Genomic DNA, 17390 nt, shown 5'->3' with positions numbered 1-17390 from the left:
GGTTTCGGTCGGAAATAGCGCATGATTCGTTGTTTAAGGACCCTGTCTCCCCCACACCCACGTTGGTACTGTTTCGCCACCAATCACCCGCGTGTAACGATGCGGCTCCCCAGCGAGGTCTCATGGGTGGGCGTACGAGATCCATCAAGTTCAAGATCCTGACCCTGGCGCTGGTACCAATGATCTCCCTGGTCGGGGTCTGGGCCTTCGCGGCGACGATCACCGTGCAGAGCGGGCTCGACCTCCTTCAGGTACAGACGATCTACACCCGCGTGATCATCCCGGCGGAGAACCTGTCGACGCAGCTCTACCGCGAGCGCTACGAGTCGCTGGCCTACCTGGGATCGCGCCCCGGCGACCGCACCGCCCTGGACGCCCAGCGAGCCAGGACCGACCAGGCCCGTGCCGTGCTTGAACACGACGCGCTCCCGGGCGGCGTTCAGGACGCGCCGGACATGCCGATCTACCGGCGGACGATCGAGCTGATCACCGTCACCGGCCGGCTGCCCGACATCCGCGCCCGCGTCGACGCCAGGAGCTTCACGCCGCTGCTCACGCTGGACGCCTACGACGTGCTCGCCGACGCCGTCGCCCGCGTCTATGGCAGCGTGCGCCTCGCGGGCGACCCCGAGCTGGGCGCGCAGACGCGGGCCGTCATGCTCATCGACCGCAGCCGCGACCTCATGTGGCAGCAGGCGGCCCTGGTCGTGGCCACCGTGGGCACAGGGACGATGAGCGCCGACGAACGGACCGCGTTCGCCGCGATGGTCACCAAGCGCCGCCTTCTGTACGACATGGGGTTCGAACTCCTGGACGACGAGCTGCGCCAGCCGTACCTGGTGCTGCAGAACTCCCACGCCTACACGAAGTTCTCCTCCATCGAGGACCAGATCAGCCAGGACGTCACCCCCGGCAGGGCGCTGCCCGCCGCCTCGTCGAACTGGGCCGAGAACGTCCAGGCCATCACGCAGCTCTTCGAGCGGCAGAACAGGGTCGCGGCGACTCAGATCATCGACCGCGCCAAGCCGATCGCGATGGGCATCCTATGGCGGATCGGCGTCGCCGCCGCGCTCGGCCTGATCGGCATCGGCTTCTCGCTGTGGGTATGCGTCCGCTTCGGCCGGCGCATCACCGCCGAGCTGGTGATCCTGCAGAGCGTCGCGCTGGAGCTGGCCAACCGCAGGCTCCCCTCGGTCGTGCGGAGGCTGCGGCAGGGCGAGGACGTCGACGTCGCCGCGGAGACCCCGCCGATCGCCACGGGCACCACCCAGGAGATCGTCATCGTGGCGCAGGCGTTCACGTCCGTGCAGACGACCGCGGTCGAGGCCGCCGTCGGGCAGGCGCAGATCCGCAAGGGCGTCGGCAAGGTGTTCCTCAACCTCGCGCGCCGCAACCAGTCGCTGCTGCACCGCCAGCTCTCGATGCTGGACGCCCTCGAACACAAGGTCACCGACCCCGACCTGCTGGACGAGCTGTTCGGCATCGACCACCTCACCACGCGCATGCGCCGGCACGCCGAGGGCCTGATCATCCTGTCCGGTGCGGTCCCCGGGCGCGGATGGCGCACTCCAGTGCCGATGTTCGACGTCGTCCGCGCGGCGGTCGAAGAGGTGGAAGACTACCTGCGCGTGCACGTCGCCGTGCCCGAGGACATGGCGCTGAGCGGCAACGCCGCCACTGACATCATCCACCTGCTCGCCGAGCTCGTGGAGAACGCCACGATCTTCTCGCCGCCGCACACCCACGTCGAGGTGCGCGGCGAGGCCGTGGCCAGAGGGTTCGCGATCGAGGTCGAGGACAGGGGGCTCGGGCTGAGCCCGGAGGAGATGGACGAGATCAACGCGAGGCTCGCCGATCCGCCCGAGTTCGACCTCGCCGACAGCGACCGGCTGGGCCTGTTCGTCGTGGGCCGCCTGGCCGCGCGGCGCGACATCCGCGTCTCGCTGCGCGTCTCGCCGTACGGCGGCACGACGGCGATCGTCCTCATCCCGGAGGGCCTGGTCACCCCGGCCGAATCCGTCCCCCGGGAGCACTACTCGGTGGAGCGGATCGCGGCCATCGAGGCCGGCACGGGCCACGCCCGCCAGTCCGGGGGCAGGACGCCCGGCGGCCTCGCGGTCGCGGGCGGCTCAGGCGACGGGGAAAACGACGGGGAAGACGGGGAAGACGGGGAAGCGGCGGCGCGGAACACCACGGACGGGAACGGCGGGCGCGCGGCGAACGGGCGTCCCAAGGGCACCGCGGGCCTCCCCCACCGCGTGCGGCAGGCGAACCTCGCCCCGCAGCTGCGCGACGCCGCCACGCCGCAGCCCGGCGGCGCGGCGGAAGGCCCCGGCGGCGGGGAGCACCTTGAGCCGACCCCCGACATGTTCTCCTCGTTCCGGGCAGGATGGCAGCGCGCGCGCGACGGAGAGGAGGACCGGACGTGAACGACGGCGGTGAGCGCTGGCTCGACCAGGACGCCGGCCCCATCATCCGCCCCTACACCGTCACGCGGGGCCGCACCCGCCCCACGGGGCCCGCGTTCGACATGGTGGCGATCGTACGAGCCGTCCCCGGCGGGCGGCCCCATCCCGGGCTCGGCCCCGAGCACCTGCGCGTCCTGCGCATGTGCGCGGCGCCGACGTCGGTGGTCGACCTGGCCTCCGAGAGCGGCCTGTCGCTCGGCGTGATCCGCGTCCTGCTGGGCGATCTACGCGACCAGCAGCTCGTCACCGTAAGGGCCCCGGCGAACGTGTCGCAGCTTCCGGAGGAACGCATCCTGCGCGAGGTGATCCAGGGCCTGCGGGCCTTGTGACCCCCTACGTCCGGGCGGGCGATCCGCACGGGCTCGTCATGGATCACGGGTCCCCCCTGCCCGGAGGGGACCCGTGCCATGTCCGCTAGCTCTTGATGGTTTGACGCGCTCTCCGGCATGAATGCCGGAGATTCAGTCTGTGCCGCGCGTGCGGCACTTCTGCGGCTTCCTGCTTCACCGACCTGCGCCACCGAAGCGGTCTTACCGGGTCTCCACAGGCTTTCGAACCCGAGGGCTCCGTTCCCGCCCATCCGGCGGTACCTGACGCGAGCAGGCTAACAGACGCCGATCCGCCATGGCGGCGGATCGGCTTTCCCTGCCCCGCTACGCGGGAGAGTCCGCATCACCCCGGCCTGAATGCCGGAGCACTACGAAGGAATTCGGTAGCTGTCGCCGTAGACCTTCCAGGTCAGCGGCGGGTTGAGGTCGAGGTTGCCGGCCTTGAGGAAGACCCGCTGCTCGGTGTCGACCCGGCTGGTGTCGCTGTGGGCCTCCTCGGTCTTCATGGCGGCCTTGCGGGCGTCCAGGAAGGCGTTGAGGTAGGTCGTCTCGTTGCCGCCCTGGGCGGGGGTCTTGGCCTTCTTCATGGCCGTCTTGCGGATGCCGCCGAAGCTGACGCTGTCGTTGCCCGGCCCGTGCATGACGATGGCGTCGTAGTAGATGAACTGGCCGAGGGCCCGCAGGCCGTCCGCTTTGGCCTGCTGGACCGCCGGGTTGAAGTAGACCCGGTCGCGCTCGTCGTTCTGCGCCTTCTGGAAGACCGAGTCCTTGGCGGCGGTCGCCCAGTCCTTGGTGAAGTTGGGGTCAAGGCCGCTGTGGGAGTCGCTGCCGTTGACCCTGCGCAGCGCCGGGAGGTACTTGGCGAGGACGTTGCCCGGCTTGCGCTGGGTGTAGAGCTCCACGAGGTCGAGCATGTCGCCGGTGCCGGAGCAGAAGCCGATGATCCCGGCCGTGTAGCCGCGGCCGTCGTCGATGTCCTCGATGTACTTGTACTGCGCCTTCCAGTCGAGCGAGGAGTTCTCCGCGCTCGACACCAGCTGCATGGCGATGTCCTTCTTGTGGGGGTCGGTGAGGTCCACGGCCGCCGCACGCGCGGGGGCGGACATCACCGAGGCGGCCGCGTGTGCGGTGCCGCCGATCCCAACCGCGCCGACAACGGCCGGGACGAGCGCCGCGGCCAGCACGGGCGCGAGCAACGCGGCCCTGCGGGGGGTGGTTTGCCGGGGGATGCGCACCTGTCTCTCCGTTTCGCCGCTCCTGACGGGGGTGCGCGAGCCGGGTACGGCCGTCTCGCGCCGCCGGGAGGCTGTGGCGGTCTGGCCGGAGACGGGAGCGCCTCCGGCGAAGTTAGGAAAGTTACCTAACAAATGGAAGCACTAGGACCACATATGTGTCAACGGCCCCTTGCGTTCGCATCGGAGGTGACCCGCGGCCCGGACGTCCCGACGGGCGAGCGCTTTCCCAACCACGCGCCCGGGTCATGCGGACCCCCATGAGGGAGGCCTCAACGTAAAGAAACGGTACCCATTTGGGCGGAATGGGTAGTGATGTGGGTAGATGTCCCGTTACTAGGTATGGGGTCGTCGGGAGATGCTCGACGTGTTGGCAAAGAACGCCACGAAGAGACCAATCGGATCAGGTGCCAGCCATGTGTCAACACCAACCTCAGTGCCCGCCGGCGGATGCCGTCGATCACGAAGCCGCCTGCCTGGTGGCGTTCCACCCCGAGCAGGGGTGGGGCCTGCTGTGCAACGGCGTGGTGGTCTTCGACGACACAGGCGAACTCCTGCCGGACGGTCGCAGCGTTCCTCCACTCCACCAGGTCCCCTACGGGCGCGAAGCGTACGAACGGGCGGCATGACGATGACAATGACGATGACCGAGAGAGCACCCGCGATGGACACCTTGCGCCGTTTCGGCCCGGTGCTCCACATCCGCCCGGCCCGCCCCCGCGGCAGGCAGGCGACGTGGGTCCTGCTCCCCGAGCCGACCACCGTGCCGCAGACCCGCAGGCGGGTTCGCCACCTGCTGGCCGCCTGGGGCATCGGGGAGCAGGGCGACCAGGCCGGCATCATCGAGCTGCTCGTCAGCGAGGTCGTCACCAACGCCATGCGCCACGCGTGGGCGGCCGTCATGACCGTGACCATGGTCGACGGCGTGCTCCGGTGCGAGGTGCAGGACACCAACCCCGCGTTCCCGCGGGTGTGCGAAGCCCACGACGGCGACGAGGGCGGTCGCGGGATGTACCTCATGGAAGCGCTTTCCGGTTCCTGGGGCACCTACCGCGTCCCCACCGGCAAGGTCGTCTGGTTCGAACTGCCCGTCACCGAGGAATCCGCGGCCCGTACGGCCGAGGACGCCGAGCGGACCGCGTGAGGCCGTACCGCGTGAGGCCGTACAAGGAACGGTGATGTAGACATGAGAGAGACGCGAAGACCGGACGACCAGGGCGTGGACCCGCCGAACGCCGGGAGGCCACACGCCCATCGGCGCGTCCGCGTCCGCAGGCAGCGCGCCCGCGCCGCCGAAGGGGACATTCCCGACCTGCGGACCCCGTCCGGACGCGTCCTTCCTTACTGACCTTACTGAGACCGTACGGCAAACGCTTACCACCCCGGCTCGGAATGGGCCGGTCCCCCCTCGATCCCCAGGCTTCCCCCACCGCACCGGGGCTGAGACGGACCGCCCACACCACTCAGCCCCGGTGCCCCCGCTCTCAGGCCTCAGGACCTCGGGCTCTCGGGTTTCAGGACTCGGGCGAGGCTCCGCGCCGCCGGGACGCGGCGCCGTCCCAGGCCCGTCTCTGCTCGGCCACCCACACCGCGATCTGCGCCCGCGAGTGGAACCCGAGCTTGCCCAGGATGTGCTCGATGTGCCCCTCCGCCGTGCGCTGGGCGATGACCAGCCGCGCGGCGATCTCCTTGTTGCTCAGCCCCTCGGCGACGAGCTGGGAGATCTCGGTCTCCCTGCGCGTCAGCGGCGAGGGGGCCGGCTCGGGCGCGCCCACGGACTCCAGCCCGGGCGCGGGCTCCTCCATCGCGTACGCGAGCGCCTCGTCCAGGGACAGCCGGGCGCCCTGCGCGGCCGAGGCGCGGTACGCCGGCTCGCCGAGCGCGTCCCGTGTCCGCGTCATGGACTCGTCGTGGTACCGCATCAGGTATCCGAAGACCGACAGCTGGTGGCCCACGCCCTGCCAGATGCCGTCCAGCGCCCCGAACAGCCGGGCCGCCCGCTCGTGGTCCCCCTCGCCCGAGGCCAACCAGGCCAGCACCTCCAGGCAGATCCCCACGCCGATCCAGTCGTCGAGCGAGCCGTTGACGCGCAGCCCCTGCTTCACCATGGCCGAGGCCCGTGCGCCGTCCCCCTGGCGCCAGACCTCGATGCCGAGCGCCGTCAGCGCGTACGCCTTGTGCCAGAGCTCACCGCGGGCCTCGCAGATCTCCAGCGCCTCCTGGCCGCAGCTCACCGCCCGCGCGGAGTCCCCCTCCAGGGAGTACGCCAGGCACAACCGGGTCAGTGCCACCACTTCGCCCACCTCGTCGTGGACGGCGCGGTGGGACGCCAGGGCCTCCTGGAACATCTTGATCGCCGGGCCGGTGTGGCCCTGGTAGAGCGACGCCATGCCTGAGAAGAGCGTGGCGTAGGCGAGCACCCGGTCCAGGCCCAGCCGCTCGCCGATCCGGCGGCTCTCCTCCAGCATCGGGACGGCCACGGCGTCGCCCCCCTGCATCAGCGCGAGCCAGGCGTTCGCCCACAGTGCCCGCGCCCGCAGCTCGTCCTGCTCGGCGACCGCGAGGAGCCCGCGGTCCAGCCAGTGCCGCCCCTCCCGGACCTGCCGGCTGGTCTTCCAGTGGAACACCAGGTCCGCGGCCATCTCCAGGCCCTCCCGCGCCTCCTCGTGCCCTCCCTGCTCGAAGCAGTACGCCAGCGCGCCGCGCAGGTTGGCGTGGTCGAGCCGCAGCCAGGCCAGCCACTCCACCTGGTCCGCGGTGAACAGGTGCGCCAGCGCCCGCCCGGCCAGCTCGCGGTAGTAGGCGCTGTGCCGCCGCCGCAACGCGTCCTCGGCGCCGGCCTCGGCGAGCCGGTCCCTGCCGTACTGCCGGATCGTCTCCAGCAGCCGGTACCTGACCCCCGACGGCGCCTCCTCGCGCAGCAGCACGGAATTCTCCACCAGCCCGCTGACCAGGTCGACGACGTCCTCGCGCGCGATGCCGTCGCCGGAGCACACCGCCTCGGCGGCCTCCAGGTCGAGCCCGCCGCAGAAGACCGAGACGCGGGCCCACATCAGCTGTTCCGGCTCGGTGCACAGGTCGTAGCTCCACTCGACGAGCGCCCGCAGCGTCTGGTGCCGGGGCGGCACCGCGCGGGACCCCGAAACGAGCAGCCGGAACCGGTCGTCCAGCCGGTCCAGGAGCTGCCGGACCGACAGCGCGCGCAGCCGCACGGCGGCGAGCTCGATCGCCAGCGGGATGCCGTCCAGGCGCCGGCAGATCTGTTCCACGGCGTCCCGGTTGGCGTCCGTGACCGCGAACTCGGGAAGCACGGCCTCGGCCCGATCGACGAACAGCCGTACGGAGTCCACCTGGGCGAGCGAGTCGACGGACATCGGCCTGCCGCCCTCCTCGGGCAGCGGCAGCGGGAGCACCGCCAGCGTCCGCTCACCGCCGACGTGCAGCGGCCGCCTGCTGGTGGCGATCACGCGCAGCTCGGGCGCGCAGGCGAGCAGTTCCTCGATGAGGACCGCGCAGTCGTGCGCGAGGTGCTCGCAGTTGTCGAGGATCAGCAGCGCCTTCTTGCCGGACAGGTGCTCGGTGAGCCGGTCCAGGCACGGCCGGCCGCCCTCCTCGTGCAAGCCCAGCACGTCCTCGACGGCCAGCGGGAGCAGTTCGGGGTCGCCGAGGCAGCTCAGGTCGGCGAACCACACGCCGTCGGGGAAGGCCCGCCCGACCTCGGCGGCGATGCGGCAGGCCAGCCGGGTCTTGCCGACCCCGCCCACGCCGGTGAGGGTGACCAGCCGGGACTTCGACAGCAGCGACCTGGTCTCGGCGAGCTCGCGCCGGCGTCCGACGAAGCTCGTGACCTCGGCCGGGAGCCCGTGCGTCCGCCGGGACCTCGTGGTGCTCACCGCCATCGCGCCCATCCCGATCTTTTCGTGCCTCACCCGCCGACCCGAATCCACCAAAGCACGCAAGTCGGCATAAGTCAGATTATGTCCGGCGTCGATCGCTACGCACGTATACGACGCACCGATACCCCCAGCGGTTCGCAAAGCTTTGATGTACCCGGGTAGCCCCGGAAAACCCGACAAGAGGTGTCGTATATCGCTGGGAGCATCCCCTTCATGACATCGACACACGAACCGGTGGCAGGGCCACCGCAGGGGCCACCGCAGGGGCCACCGGAGCGACCGCTCGACGACAGGGTCGCCCTTGTGGCGGGGGCCACGCGCGGCGCCGGGCGGGGCATCGCCCGGGAACTCGGCGCGGCGGGCGCGACGGTGTACGTCACCGGCCGCTCCACGCGCGCGTCCCGCTCGGAGATGAACCGGCCGGAGACGATCGAGGAGACCGCGGAGCTGATCAACGAGGCCGGGGGCACCGCCATCGCCGTCCGCGTCGACCACCTCGAACCGGACCAGGTACGGGCGCTCGCCGAGCGCGTGGACGGCGAGCGGGGCCGCCTCGACATCCTCGTCAACGACATCTGGGGCGGGGACGCCCTGTTCGAGTGGCAGAGCAAGCTGTGGGAGCACGACCTGGACGCCGGGCTGCGCCTGCTCAGGCTCGCCGTGGACACCCACCTGATCACCGGCCACTACCTGCTGCCGCTGCTGATCAGGCGGCCGGGCGGGCTGCTCGTGGAGGTCACCGACGGCACCGCCGAGTACAACGCCGCCAACTACCGGCTGTCGGCGTTCTACGACCTCGCCAAGTCCTCGGTGATCAGGCTCGCGTACGGCCAGGGCGAGGAGCTGAGGCCGTACGGCTGCACCGCCGTGGCGCTCACCCCCGGCTGGCTGCGCTCGGAGAACATGCTCGACATCTACGGGGTCACCGAGGAGACCTGGCGCGACCACGTCGCCCGCGACCCGCACTTCGGCATCTCCGAGACACCCGCCTACGTCGGGCGGGCCGTGGCCGCGCTCGCCGCCGACCCCGATGTGGCCCGCTGGAACGGGCGGTCCCTGTCCAGCGCCGGGCTCGCCCAGGTGTACGGCTTCACCGACCTGGACGGCAGCCGCCCGGACGCGTGGGCCTACATCACCGAGGTCGTCGACGGGGGCAAGGTGGCGAGCGCCGACTCCTACCGCTGACCTACGCGACCCTCCGCCGGCCGGGGCCCGCGCGATCGTCGCCGCCGGAACCCGGCGCCGCTCGCCACGCCAGGAGGCTCAGGGCCGCTCGGCGCCGGGGCCGTACAGCGCGGCCATGCGCCGTGCGGCCCCGGCGACCTGGGCGCGCAGCCCGGTCGGCGTACACCGGCACGCCCGCGGCCGACAGCGCCATCACGTCGCGGGCGATCGTGCGCGGGGAGACCTCCAGCTCGCGGGCCAGTTCGGCGGCCGTCATCGTCTCGCGCGACTGCAGCAGCAGGAGAACGGAGATCAACCGCGAGGCGCGCATGCTCCCATCCTGGCCGCTCCGCGCTGATGTGCGGCACCGCGCGTGTGTGACGCGTGGGCAGCGAATCTACGAAGACCACACCAAAGATCATGGGAACTGGCCGCGCGATCAACGATTGGCCCCGAGATCGGCCGCGCGCCCCCCGTCCCGGCGCCGATCGGCATGGAATGGCACAGAGGGCGGTCATCGGACGGGAAATACGGTTTCACGCGGGGCCCGCCGGGAGAGGCGATCGTGAATACGCCGCGAATTCCGGAGAACATGGGAACGCGCACCGCCGGACCGCCTGACCGCGATTTGATGAACCGCTTGGCGGACGCGAGGCGCGACGCCGTGAACGCTCTTTTACCCGGCCGCCTTCACTCGCGGGTTTTCTTTTGCCCACCGCCCGGCGGGATGCCCGTCACGGCGCGATTCCGATGCCGACGCCGGGACGTCCCCCGTGTTCGCGTGGACGCCAGGCCTGCTCGCCGCCGACCCTTTGACGGATACCATACAGCCACTGACCTGGGCGAACGATCGACCAGGCGGCCCAGGCATGAGCCTCGCTTTACCGCCGCGCGACTTTATCGCGGCGGGTTCCCCCGGCCGCGCCGCCGTCCGCCGTTCCCGCGAGTTCGCCCGCCTGGATCACGGCCGCGACGCCCGGGTTCGCCCTCTCTACCCCGACCCGGTCCCCCGGGCTGGACTTCCGAAATGCCCGGTTAATCTGTAATCGTGGAGCAGGACGATGACACCTTTTGAAAGGAACGAGCACGCCGGCACCCTTGGGAGGAGAGCCTCGATGAGTCTCGCCGAGCGCAGCGCCAAAGACGACCTATTCCTGCAGCCCAATGTTGACAGCGAACTCCCCGGCCCGCGCTCCGCGGAACTGCTCGCCCGGCAGGCCGTACGCGAGTCCGACGCCCGGACCTACCCGCGCCGCCTGCCCATCGCGGTCGCGGACGCCCACGGCAGCTTTCTGCGCGACCTCGACGGCAACACCTTCATCGACTTCCTGACCGGCGCGGGCGTGCTGTCCCTCGGCCACAACCACCCCGAGCTGGTGCGCGTGGTGACGGCGCAGGTCTCCCGGCTCACCCACGGCCTCGACTTCCCCACCCCCGCCAAGGACGCGTTCACCGAGGCCCAGGTGTCGATGCTGCCCGAACCGATGCGCGACCGCATGAAGCTGCACTTCTGCGGCCCCACGGGAGGCGACGCCGTCGACGCCGCCGTCAAGCTGTGCAAGATCGCGACCGGGCGGGGCGACGTCGTCGCCTTCCAGGGCGGCTTCCACGGCAGCGGCCACGCGGCGATGGCGCTCAGCGGGCTGGTCCGGCAGAAGGCGCCGGTCGCCAACGGCGTGCCGGGCGTCCACTTCTTTCCGTACTCCTACTGCGCCCGATGCCCGCTGGACCTGGCCCCCGACACGTGCGCCACCAACTGCGCGACCTACCTCGAACGCGCGCTGAAGGACCCCAACGGCGGCGTGGCCCGGCCGGCCGCGGTCATCATGGAGATGGTCCAGGGCGAGGGAGGGGTCGTCCCCGCCCGGGAGGAGTTCGTGCGGCGCGTCCGCGACCTGACCCGCGAGCTGGACATCCCGCTCATCGTGGACGAAGTGCAGACCGGCTGCGGGCGCACCGGCACGTGGTTCGCCTTCGAGCGGTACGGCATCGAGCCGGACGTGATCGTCGCCTCGAAGGCCCTGAGCGGCATCGGCCTGCCGGTGGCGGTGATCTTCTACGACCGGCGGCTGGACGTCTGGGAGCCCGGCGCCCACATCGGCACCTTCCGCGGCAACCAGCTCGCGTTCGCCGCCGGGGCGGAGGCCGTGCGGATCATCCGCCGCGACGACGTGCTCGGCAACGTGCGCAGGCGCGGCGAGCAGGTCGCCGGGCGGCTCGCCCCGCTGGCCGAGAAGAACCCGTGGGTGCGCGAGGTGCGCGGCCTCGGCCTGATGTGGGGGGTCGAGCTCGCCGACCCGCGCGACGGCCGCCCCGCCGCCGAGACGGCGCGCCGCGTCCAGGCGGCGGCGCTGCGCCGGGGGCTGGTCATGGAGGTCGGCGGGCGCGACGACAGCGTCATGCGGATCCTCCCGCCGCTCAACGTGACCGCCGACGTCGTCGACACCGCCTGCTCCATCCTCATCGACGCCATCGAGGAGTGCTGCCTGGTGGCGGCCTGAGGGGTTCGGCGACGACGCGCACCTGCGGGGGTTGACGGAGGCAGCATGATCAGACAGGCCAATGTCCAGGACGCCCGGCGCGCCAGGCCGGAATCCGGGCCCGCATCGGCGCCGGAGCCGGGCGGGGGCCGGCTCGGCGTCCTCTTCGAGGAGCAGTGCGACCGGCTGCGGGCCACGGGCCACGCGGACGCCGCCGCGGTGGACGCCGGGGGCGTCGTGCTGACGTACGACGAGCTGGACGCGCGGGCCAACCGGCTGGCCCGCCATCTGATCCGGCGCGGGGCCCGCCCGGGCGACCGGATCGCGCTGCTGTCGGACCACGCCGTCCACGCCTACGTCGGCATGCTCGCCGTACTCAAGATCAACGCCGCGTACGTGCCGCTGGACGCGGGCTTCCCGCCCGACCGCCTCGCCTACATCCTGCGCGACGCCGCCGTGCGGATGGTGCTCACCCTCGGCCACCTGCGCGACCGCGTGCCGGGCGCCGCCCTGCTGTGCCTGGACGAGGCCGAGGACGCGATCGCCGCCGAGGACGCCCACCGCCTGACCCGCGAGGAGCACGGCGACCCGGCCGACGACCTCTGCTACATCATCTACACCTCCGGCTCCACCGGCCGTCCCAAGGGCGTCGCGGTCGAGCACGCCTCGATCTGCAACTTCGTCCGCGTCGCCGCCGCGACGTACGGGCTGCGGGCGGACGACCGCGTGTACCAGGGCATGACGATCGCCTTCGATTTCTCGGTGGAGGAGATCTGGGTGCCCTGGATATGCGGGGCCACGCTCGTGCCGCGGCCCCCAGGCGCGAGCCTGATCGGCCGTGAGCTGGGCGAATACCTGCGCGACAACCGCGTCACCGCCCTGTGCTGTGTCCCGACCCTGCTGTCCACCCTGGACGAGGACGTCCCCGGCCTGCGCTTCCTGCTGGTCTCCGGGGAGGCGTGCCCGGCCGATCTCGTCCGGCGGTGGCACCGGCCCGGCCGCAGGTTCCTCAACGTGTACGGCCCCACCGAGGCGACGGTCAGCGCGACCTGGACGACGCTGCGCCCCGGCAGGCCGGTGACGCTCGGCGTCCCGCTGCCCACGTACTCCGTGGTGATCCTCGACCCGGACAGGCCGGAGGAGGTGCCGCCGGGCGAGCCGGGCGAGATCGGCATCGCGGGCATCGGCCTGGCCCGGGGGTACGTCAACCGGGACGACCTGACCGCGCGGGCCTTCGTCCCCGACTTCGTCGGCCTGCCGGGCAACCCGTCGGGCCGCATCTACCGGACCGGCGACCTCGGCCGGATCAACGACGACGGCGAGATCGAGTACCACGGCCGCATCGACGACCAGGTCCAGATCAACGGGTTCCGCGTGGAGCTGGCGGAGATCGGGTCCGTGCTGCTGGAGGTGCCCGGCGTAGCCCAGGCGGTCGCCGGCACCCACGAGCCGGAACCGGGCGTGGTCGAGCTGGTCGCCTACTACAGCACCCATGACGACGCCCCGGACCTGGACCGGGAGGAGATCTATGCGCACCTGCGCCGCCGCCTCCCCCGGTACATGATCCCGGCGTACCTGGAGCCGCTGACCGCCGTCCCGATGCTCCCCAGCGACAAGGCCGACCGCGCGCGCCTCCCCGCGCCCGCCGGGCCCCGCGGGACGGCGGGCGGGCAGGCGTACGAGGCGCCGGTGACGGTCGCGGAGAAGATCCTCGCCGAGACCCTGGGCCGCGTCGCCGGGCTGGACCAGGTGTCGGTCGGCAGCCACTTCTTCGACGAGCTCGGGGCGAACTCGATGCTCCTGGCGCGGTTCTGCGCCCGCGTCCGCGAGGAGGGCGGCCTGCCCCCGGTGTCGATGAAGGACGTCTACCTGCACCCCACCGTCCGGGACCTGGCCGCCGCGCTGACCGAGGCCGCGCCGACCACGGAGCCCACCACGGAGCCCGCCCCCGAGCCGCCCGTCGCGCCCCAGGCCGTCCCGCGCCGCGCGGGGAGCACGGCGAGGTACGTCCTGTGCGGGGCGCTGCAACTGCTGCTGTTCCTCGGCTACGCCTACTGCGGCGGGCTGGCGCTGGTCGGCGCGTACGAGTGGCTCTCGGACGCCGCCGGGCCCGCCGAGTTCTACCTGCGGGCGCTGGCGTGCGGCGGCGCGGCGTTCGCGGGCCTCGCCGCCGTCCCCGTGCTGGCCAAGTGGACGCTGGTCGGCCGGTGGAAGCCGGGCGCGATCCCCGTCTGGGGCCTCGCCTACCTGCGGTTCTGGACGGTGAAGACCCTCGTGCGGCACAGCCCGATGGTCCTGTTCGCCGGGTCGCCCCTGTACCTGATGTACCTGCGGGCGCTCGGGGCGAGGATCGGGCCGGGCGCGGTCATCCTGTCGCGCCGCGTCCCGGTCTGCACCGACCTGCTCACCGTCGGGGCGGGTACGGTGATCCGCAAGGACGCGTACTTCAGCTGCTACCGGGCCCGCGCGGGCATGATCGAGACCGGACCGGTGACCCTCGGCAGGGACGTGGTGGTCGGCGAGTTCACCGTGATCGACATCGGGACGCGGATGGGCGACGGCGCGCAACTCGGCCACACGTCCTCCCTGCAGACCGGCCAGCGGGTGCCGGACGGCGAGCGCTGGCACGGCTCGCCCGCCCAGCCTGCGGACACCGACTACCGGCTCGTCGAACCCACCGCCTGCGGCACCGCGCGCCGGCTGTGTTACGGCGCCCTGCAACTACTCGGCACGCTGCTGGTGATCATGCCGCTGACGATCGGCGGCGCCTACGCGCTCGGCACGTTCGTCCTGGAGCCCGCCGGGCTCGCCGGGGAGGACGCCGACGGGTGGGGGCTGGTGGGCGAGGCGCTGGCGGCGTCCGCGCTGCTGTTCTTCGGCGTCGTGGCGGCCGGGCTGGCGCTGGTCACCACCGTGCCGCGGCTGCTGAACCTCGCGCTCACGCCCGGCAGGGTCTACCCGCTCTACGGCTTCCACTACTGGGCGCACCGCGCCGTCGCGCGATTCACGAACTCGGCGTTCCTCAACCGCCTGTTCGGCGACAGCTCCTCCATCGTCCACTTCCTGCGCCGCCTCGGGTACGACCTGTCGGCGGTGGACCAGACGGGGTCCAACTTCGGCCTGGAGCTCAAGCACGAGACGCCGTACCTGGCCACCGTGGGCAGCGGCACGATGGTCTCCGACGGCCTGTCGATCATCAACGCGGACTACTCCAGCACCTCGTTCCGCCTCTCGCGCGCCGCGATCGGGGCGCGGACGTTCCTCGGCAACGACATCGCCTACCCCGCGCAGAGCCGGGCGGGCGACAACTGCCTGCTCGCGACCAAGGTCATGATCCCGATCGACGGCCCCGAGCGGCGTGACGTCGGGCTGCTCGGCTCGCCGTGCTTCGAGATCCCGCGCTCGGTGCAGCGCGACACCCGCTTCGACCGCCTGAAGACCGGCGAGGAGTTCCGCCGCCGCCTGGCGGCCAAGAACCGGCACAACGCCGTCACCGTCGGCCTGTTCCTGCTCGTGCGGTGGGGGTACGTCTTCGGCGCCACGCTGATCGCCATGGCGGCCACGAGCCTGTACGGCCGCTTCGGCCCGGCCGTGATCGCCGCGGACGTGCTGTGCACGCTGGCGTTCACCGGCATCTTCCTCGTGCTGGTGGAGCGCGCCTCGACCGGGTTCCGGGCGCTGCGGCCGGAGTTCTGCTCGATCTACCAGCCGTACTACTGGTGGCACGAGCGGTTCTGGAAGCTCAGCGGCACGACCCTGCTGGACGTGTACAACGGCACGCCGTTCAAGAACCTGCTCTGGCGGCTGCTCGGGGTGCGCCTCGGGCCTCGTGTGTTCGACGACGGGTGCCACATGCCGGAACGGACCCTGGTGACGGTGGGCGGCGACTGCACGTTGTCGGAGGGGGCGCTGATCCAGGCGCACTCGCTGGAGGACGGCACCTTCAAGTCCGGATATATCGTGATCGGCGGTGGATGCACGATCGGCATCAAGGCCCTCGTCCACTACGGCGTGACCATGAGCGAGGGCGCGACCCTCGACGCCGACTCGTTCCTCATGAAAGGCGAGGAACTGGCCGCCGGCGCCCGCTGGCGCGGCAACCCGGCCGTGCAGATCACGCCCTGATCAGCCGAGCAGCCGTCCGATCGGCGTCCTCACCGGGAAGCCGGACGCGGCTCGTGGGACGCGAACGTCGCCAAGCTCGCCGCGACTCAGACCGCGCGCCTCACCCGGCCGCGCGCCGGTCCCGGGCTCTGGAGGAGCGGACCCGGCGGACGAGCGTCGGCGTCAGGCCGACGAAGACGGAGGCGGCCAGGGCGGCGGCCAGCAGGATGGTGGAACGCCAGGGCCAGGCCGGCCCCTCCAGGCGCAGGCCGTCGATCGGGTATTCGGAGAACTTCGCCGTGATCCTGGCCGTCGCGCGGTCGGCGTGCCGGGCGAGGTCGCGGAGCACCGGGTCGAACCCGAACTCGGCCGCCCGCCGCCCGCCCCCGGGCGTCTCGGGCACGAGCCCCCGCCCCGACGCCCAGCGCGCCAGCACCGGATCCGCCTGACCTCCGGTGCCCGTTCCGGGCCCGGCCGCGCCACCTGCTTCCCCCGCCCTCGGGGTGCCCCCCGCCACGCCCGCCGCGTCGGTGCCCGGGATGAGCAGCCGGTCCAGCGCCGGAACCGCCTCGCCGGCGGGCTCGGTGACCAGGACGACGCCGTGCCGGGTGGTGACCGTCTCCTTGGCGCCGACCGGGATCGCGCGGGCGCTGAAGGAGACCCCCGAGTAGACCTCGAACGCGGCGGCGACGTCGATCTCGCCCACGCCGTCGGACAGGCCGACGCCGACCGTCGGGCGCAGCCAGGGGAAGGCCGCGTTCAGGGCGTAGGGCAGGTCGGACGGGACGAGGCGGTTCGCGGTGATCGCGGTCGGGCCGTCCAGTGTCCAGCCGGGATAGCGCAGCTCCGCGCCGATCCGCCCGGCCTCGGCCGCGCCGGCGAGCCGCTCGACCAGGCGCAGCGCCCCGACCGTGCCCGAGGTGATGCCGGCGGTCGTCGTGATCTCGCCGTCCTCGACATAGCGTTCACCACGCAGCCAGTGGACGCGTGGATAGTCGGCCCGCAGCCCGTCGATATTGGCCCAGAAGGACGTCGCCTGGCGGCCGTCGAGCACGCCGGTGGCGGCGAGAAGGGCCGAGCCCGCGCAGACGCCGAGCACGCGGGCGCCGTGCCGCGCCCGCGCGGTGATCCACGCACGCAGCGGCGCCTCGGCCGCGCCCGCCGGGTCGACGACGGCGGGGACCACGACCACGTCCGGCTCGGGGATCGCCCCGGAGTCGACCTCGTCCAGGGTGTGATCGGGCAGCAGGCGCAGCCCCCCGGAAAGCGGAGCCGGAACCCGCCGGGCGGCGACGGTGTACACGACGAACCGCTCGGAACGGGAGAAGACCTCGTACGGGGCGAGGACGTCGGCCGTCACCGACCCGGCGCCGCTCACGACGACCGCGACGCTGATCTTCCCCTTGGGTATCGCCTTCGGCGCGGGCGGCGCGGCGGGCATGCCCTCACCGGCCCCGGCGTAGCTCTGCGCCATGGCGGTGGCGACGCCCGCGGCACAGATCCCGCTCAGGGTGGCGGCCGTCAGGAGCACGGCCGGCAGCACGCGCCCGGCACGCCGCAGGACGCCTGGCGGCTTGCGGGTAGAGGGGGGCATTGTGGGGGATCGGCCCGGCAACGTGCGGGCATGGCGAGAACTGGTCATGGCGGGCTCTCTTCCGGCTTCCGATTCAGTACAGGGCGCGGGCTCTCCCCAGGAGGCCGGGCAGGCGGGCGCGGC

Annotated in this window: 11 protein-coding genes and 1 pseudogene; 8 read left to right on the top strand and 4 right to left on the bottom strand. The window is 72.1% G+C overall.

Going from position 1 to position 17390, the window contains the following annotated elements; genetic code table 11:
* Positions 1 to 122 precede the first annotated feature (122 nt).
* Positions 123 to 2429: a nitrate- and nitrite sensing domain-containing protein gene (locus AB0M95_RS17615; RefSeq protein ID WP_363765285.1), complete on the top strand. Its 2307-nt coding sequence runs from the start codon at positions 123 to 125 to the stop codon at positions 2427 to 2429.
* Positions 2426 to 2797, top strand: coding sequence for a DUF742 domain-containing protein (locus AB0M95_RS17610; protein WP_363765282.1), 372 nt, complete (start codon positions 2426 to 2428; stop codon positions 2795 to 2797). Before AB0M95_RS17615 ends, AB0M95_RS17610 begins: the two co-directional genes overlap by 4 nt.
* A 368-nt stretch (positions 2798 to 3165) precedes the next feature.
* Here the strand turns inward: AB0M95_RS17610 and AB0M95_RS17605 are convergent, their stop codons facing one another.
* Positions 3166 to 4032 (bottom strand): chitosanase, encoded by an 867-nt coding sequence (locus AB0M95_RS17605; RefSeq protein ID WP_363765279.1) that lies wholly within the window; start codon positions 4030 to 4032, stop codon positions 3166 to 3168.
* 413 nt (positions 4033 to 4445) lie between these two features.
* Here AB0M95_RS17605 and AB0M95_RS17600 point away from each other — a divergent pair, with 413 nt between their 5' ends.
* The 3 genes from AB0M95_RS17600 to AB0M95_RS17590 are packed head-to-tail and all read left to right on the top strand — an operon-like array spanning position 4446 to position 5377.
* Complete coding sequence (locus AB0M95_RS17600; protein ID WP_358517005.1) at positions 4446 to 4658, top strand: DUF5999 family protein; 213 nt, start codon at positions 4446 to 4448, stop codon at positions 4656 to 4658.
* Between the two features lie 14 nt (positions 4659 to 4672).
* Positions 4673 to 5173 carry an ATP-binding protein gene (locus AB0M95_RS17595; protein WP_363765276.1) on the top strand — a complete coding sequence of 167 codons (501 nt, stop codon included), beginning with the start codon at positions 4673 to 4675 and terminating at the stop codon, positions 5171 to 5173.
* A gap of 42 nt (positions 5174 to 5215) precedes the next feature.
* Positions 5216 to 5377, top strand: a complete 162-nt coding sequence (locus AB0M95_RS17590; RefSeq protein ID WP_363765273.1) for a hypothetical protein — start codon at positions 5216 to 5218, stop codon at positions 5375 to 5377.
* Positions 5378 to 5543: 166 nt separating this feature from the next.
* Here AB0M95_RS17590 and AB0M95_RS17585 read toward each other — a convergent pair whose 3' ends face one another.
* Positions 5544 to 7958: a LuxR C-terminal-related transcriptional regulator gene (locus AB0M95_RS17585; RefSeq protein ID WP_363765270.1), complete on the bottom strand. Its 2415-nt coding sequence runs from the start codon at positions 7956 to 7958 to the stop codon at positions 5544 to 5546.
* Positions 7959 to 8138: 180 nt separating this feature from the next.
* Between AB0M95_RS17585 and AB0M95_RS17580 the strand changes: the two genes are divergently transcribed.
* Entirely contained in the window at positions 8139 to 9110 is a 972-nt protein-coding gene (locus tag AB0M95_RS17580) for an SDR family oxidoreductase (RefSeq protein ID WP_363765267.1), read from the top strand.
* Between the two features lie 151 nt (positions 9111 to 9261).
* Here AB0M95_RS17580 and AB0M95_RS17575 read toward each other — a convergent pair.
* Positions 9262 to 9420, bottom strand: a pseudogene (locus AB0M95_RS17575) (HTH domain-containing protein); the annotation flags it as partial.
* Positions 9421 to 10204: 784 nt separating this feature from the next.
* Here AB0M95_RS17575 and AB0M95_RS17570 point away from each other — a divergent pair.
* Together AB0M95_RS17570 and AB0M95_RS17565 are read left to right on the top strand one after the other, a co-directional pair.
* Complete coding sequence (locus AB0M95_RS17570; RefSeq protein ID WP_363765264.1) at positions 10205 to 11590, top strand: diaminobutyrate--2-oxoglutarate transaminase family protein; 1386 nt, start codon at positions 10205 to 10207, stop codon at positions 11588 to 11590.
* A 45-nt stretch (positions 11591 to 11635) separates the two neighbouring features.
* Entirely contained in the window at positions 11636 to 15694 is a 4059-nt protein-coding gene (locus AB0M95_RS17565; RefSeq protein ID WP_363765261.1) for a Pls/PosA family non-ribosomal peptide synthetase, read from the top strand.
* A gap of 100 nt (positions 15695 to 15794) precedes the next feature.
* Here AB0M95_RS17565 and AB0M95_RS17560 read toward each other — a convergent pair whose 3' ends face one another.
* Positions 15795 to 17267: a DJ-1/PfpI family protein gene (locus AB0M95_RS17560; RefSeq protein ID WP_363765259.1), complete on the bottom strand. Its 1473-nt coding sequence runs from the start codon at positions 17265 to 17267 to the stop codon at positions 15795 to 15797.
* Positions 17268 to 17390 lie beyond the last annotated feature (123 nt).

It is taken from the genome of Sphaerisporangium sp. NPDC051017 (assembly GCF_040683095.1).
In the GTDB taxonomy this organism is placed as follows: domain Bacteria; phylum Actinomycetota; class Actinomycetes; order Streptosporangiales; family Streptosporangiaceae; genus Sphaerisporangium.
This window is presented reverse-complemented; position numbering and strand designations above follow the sequence as displayed.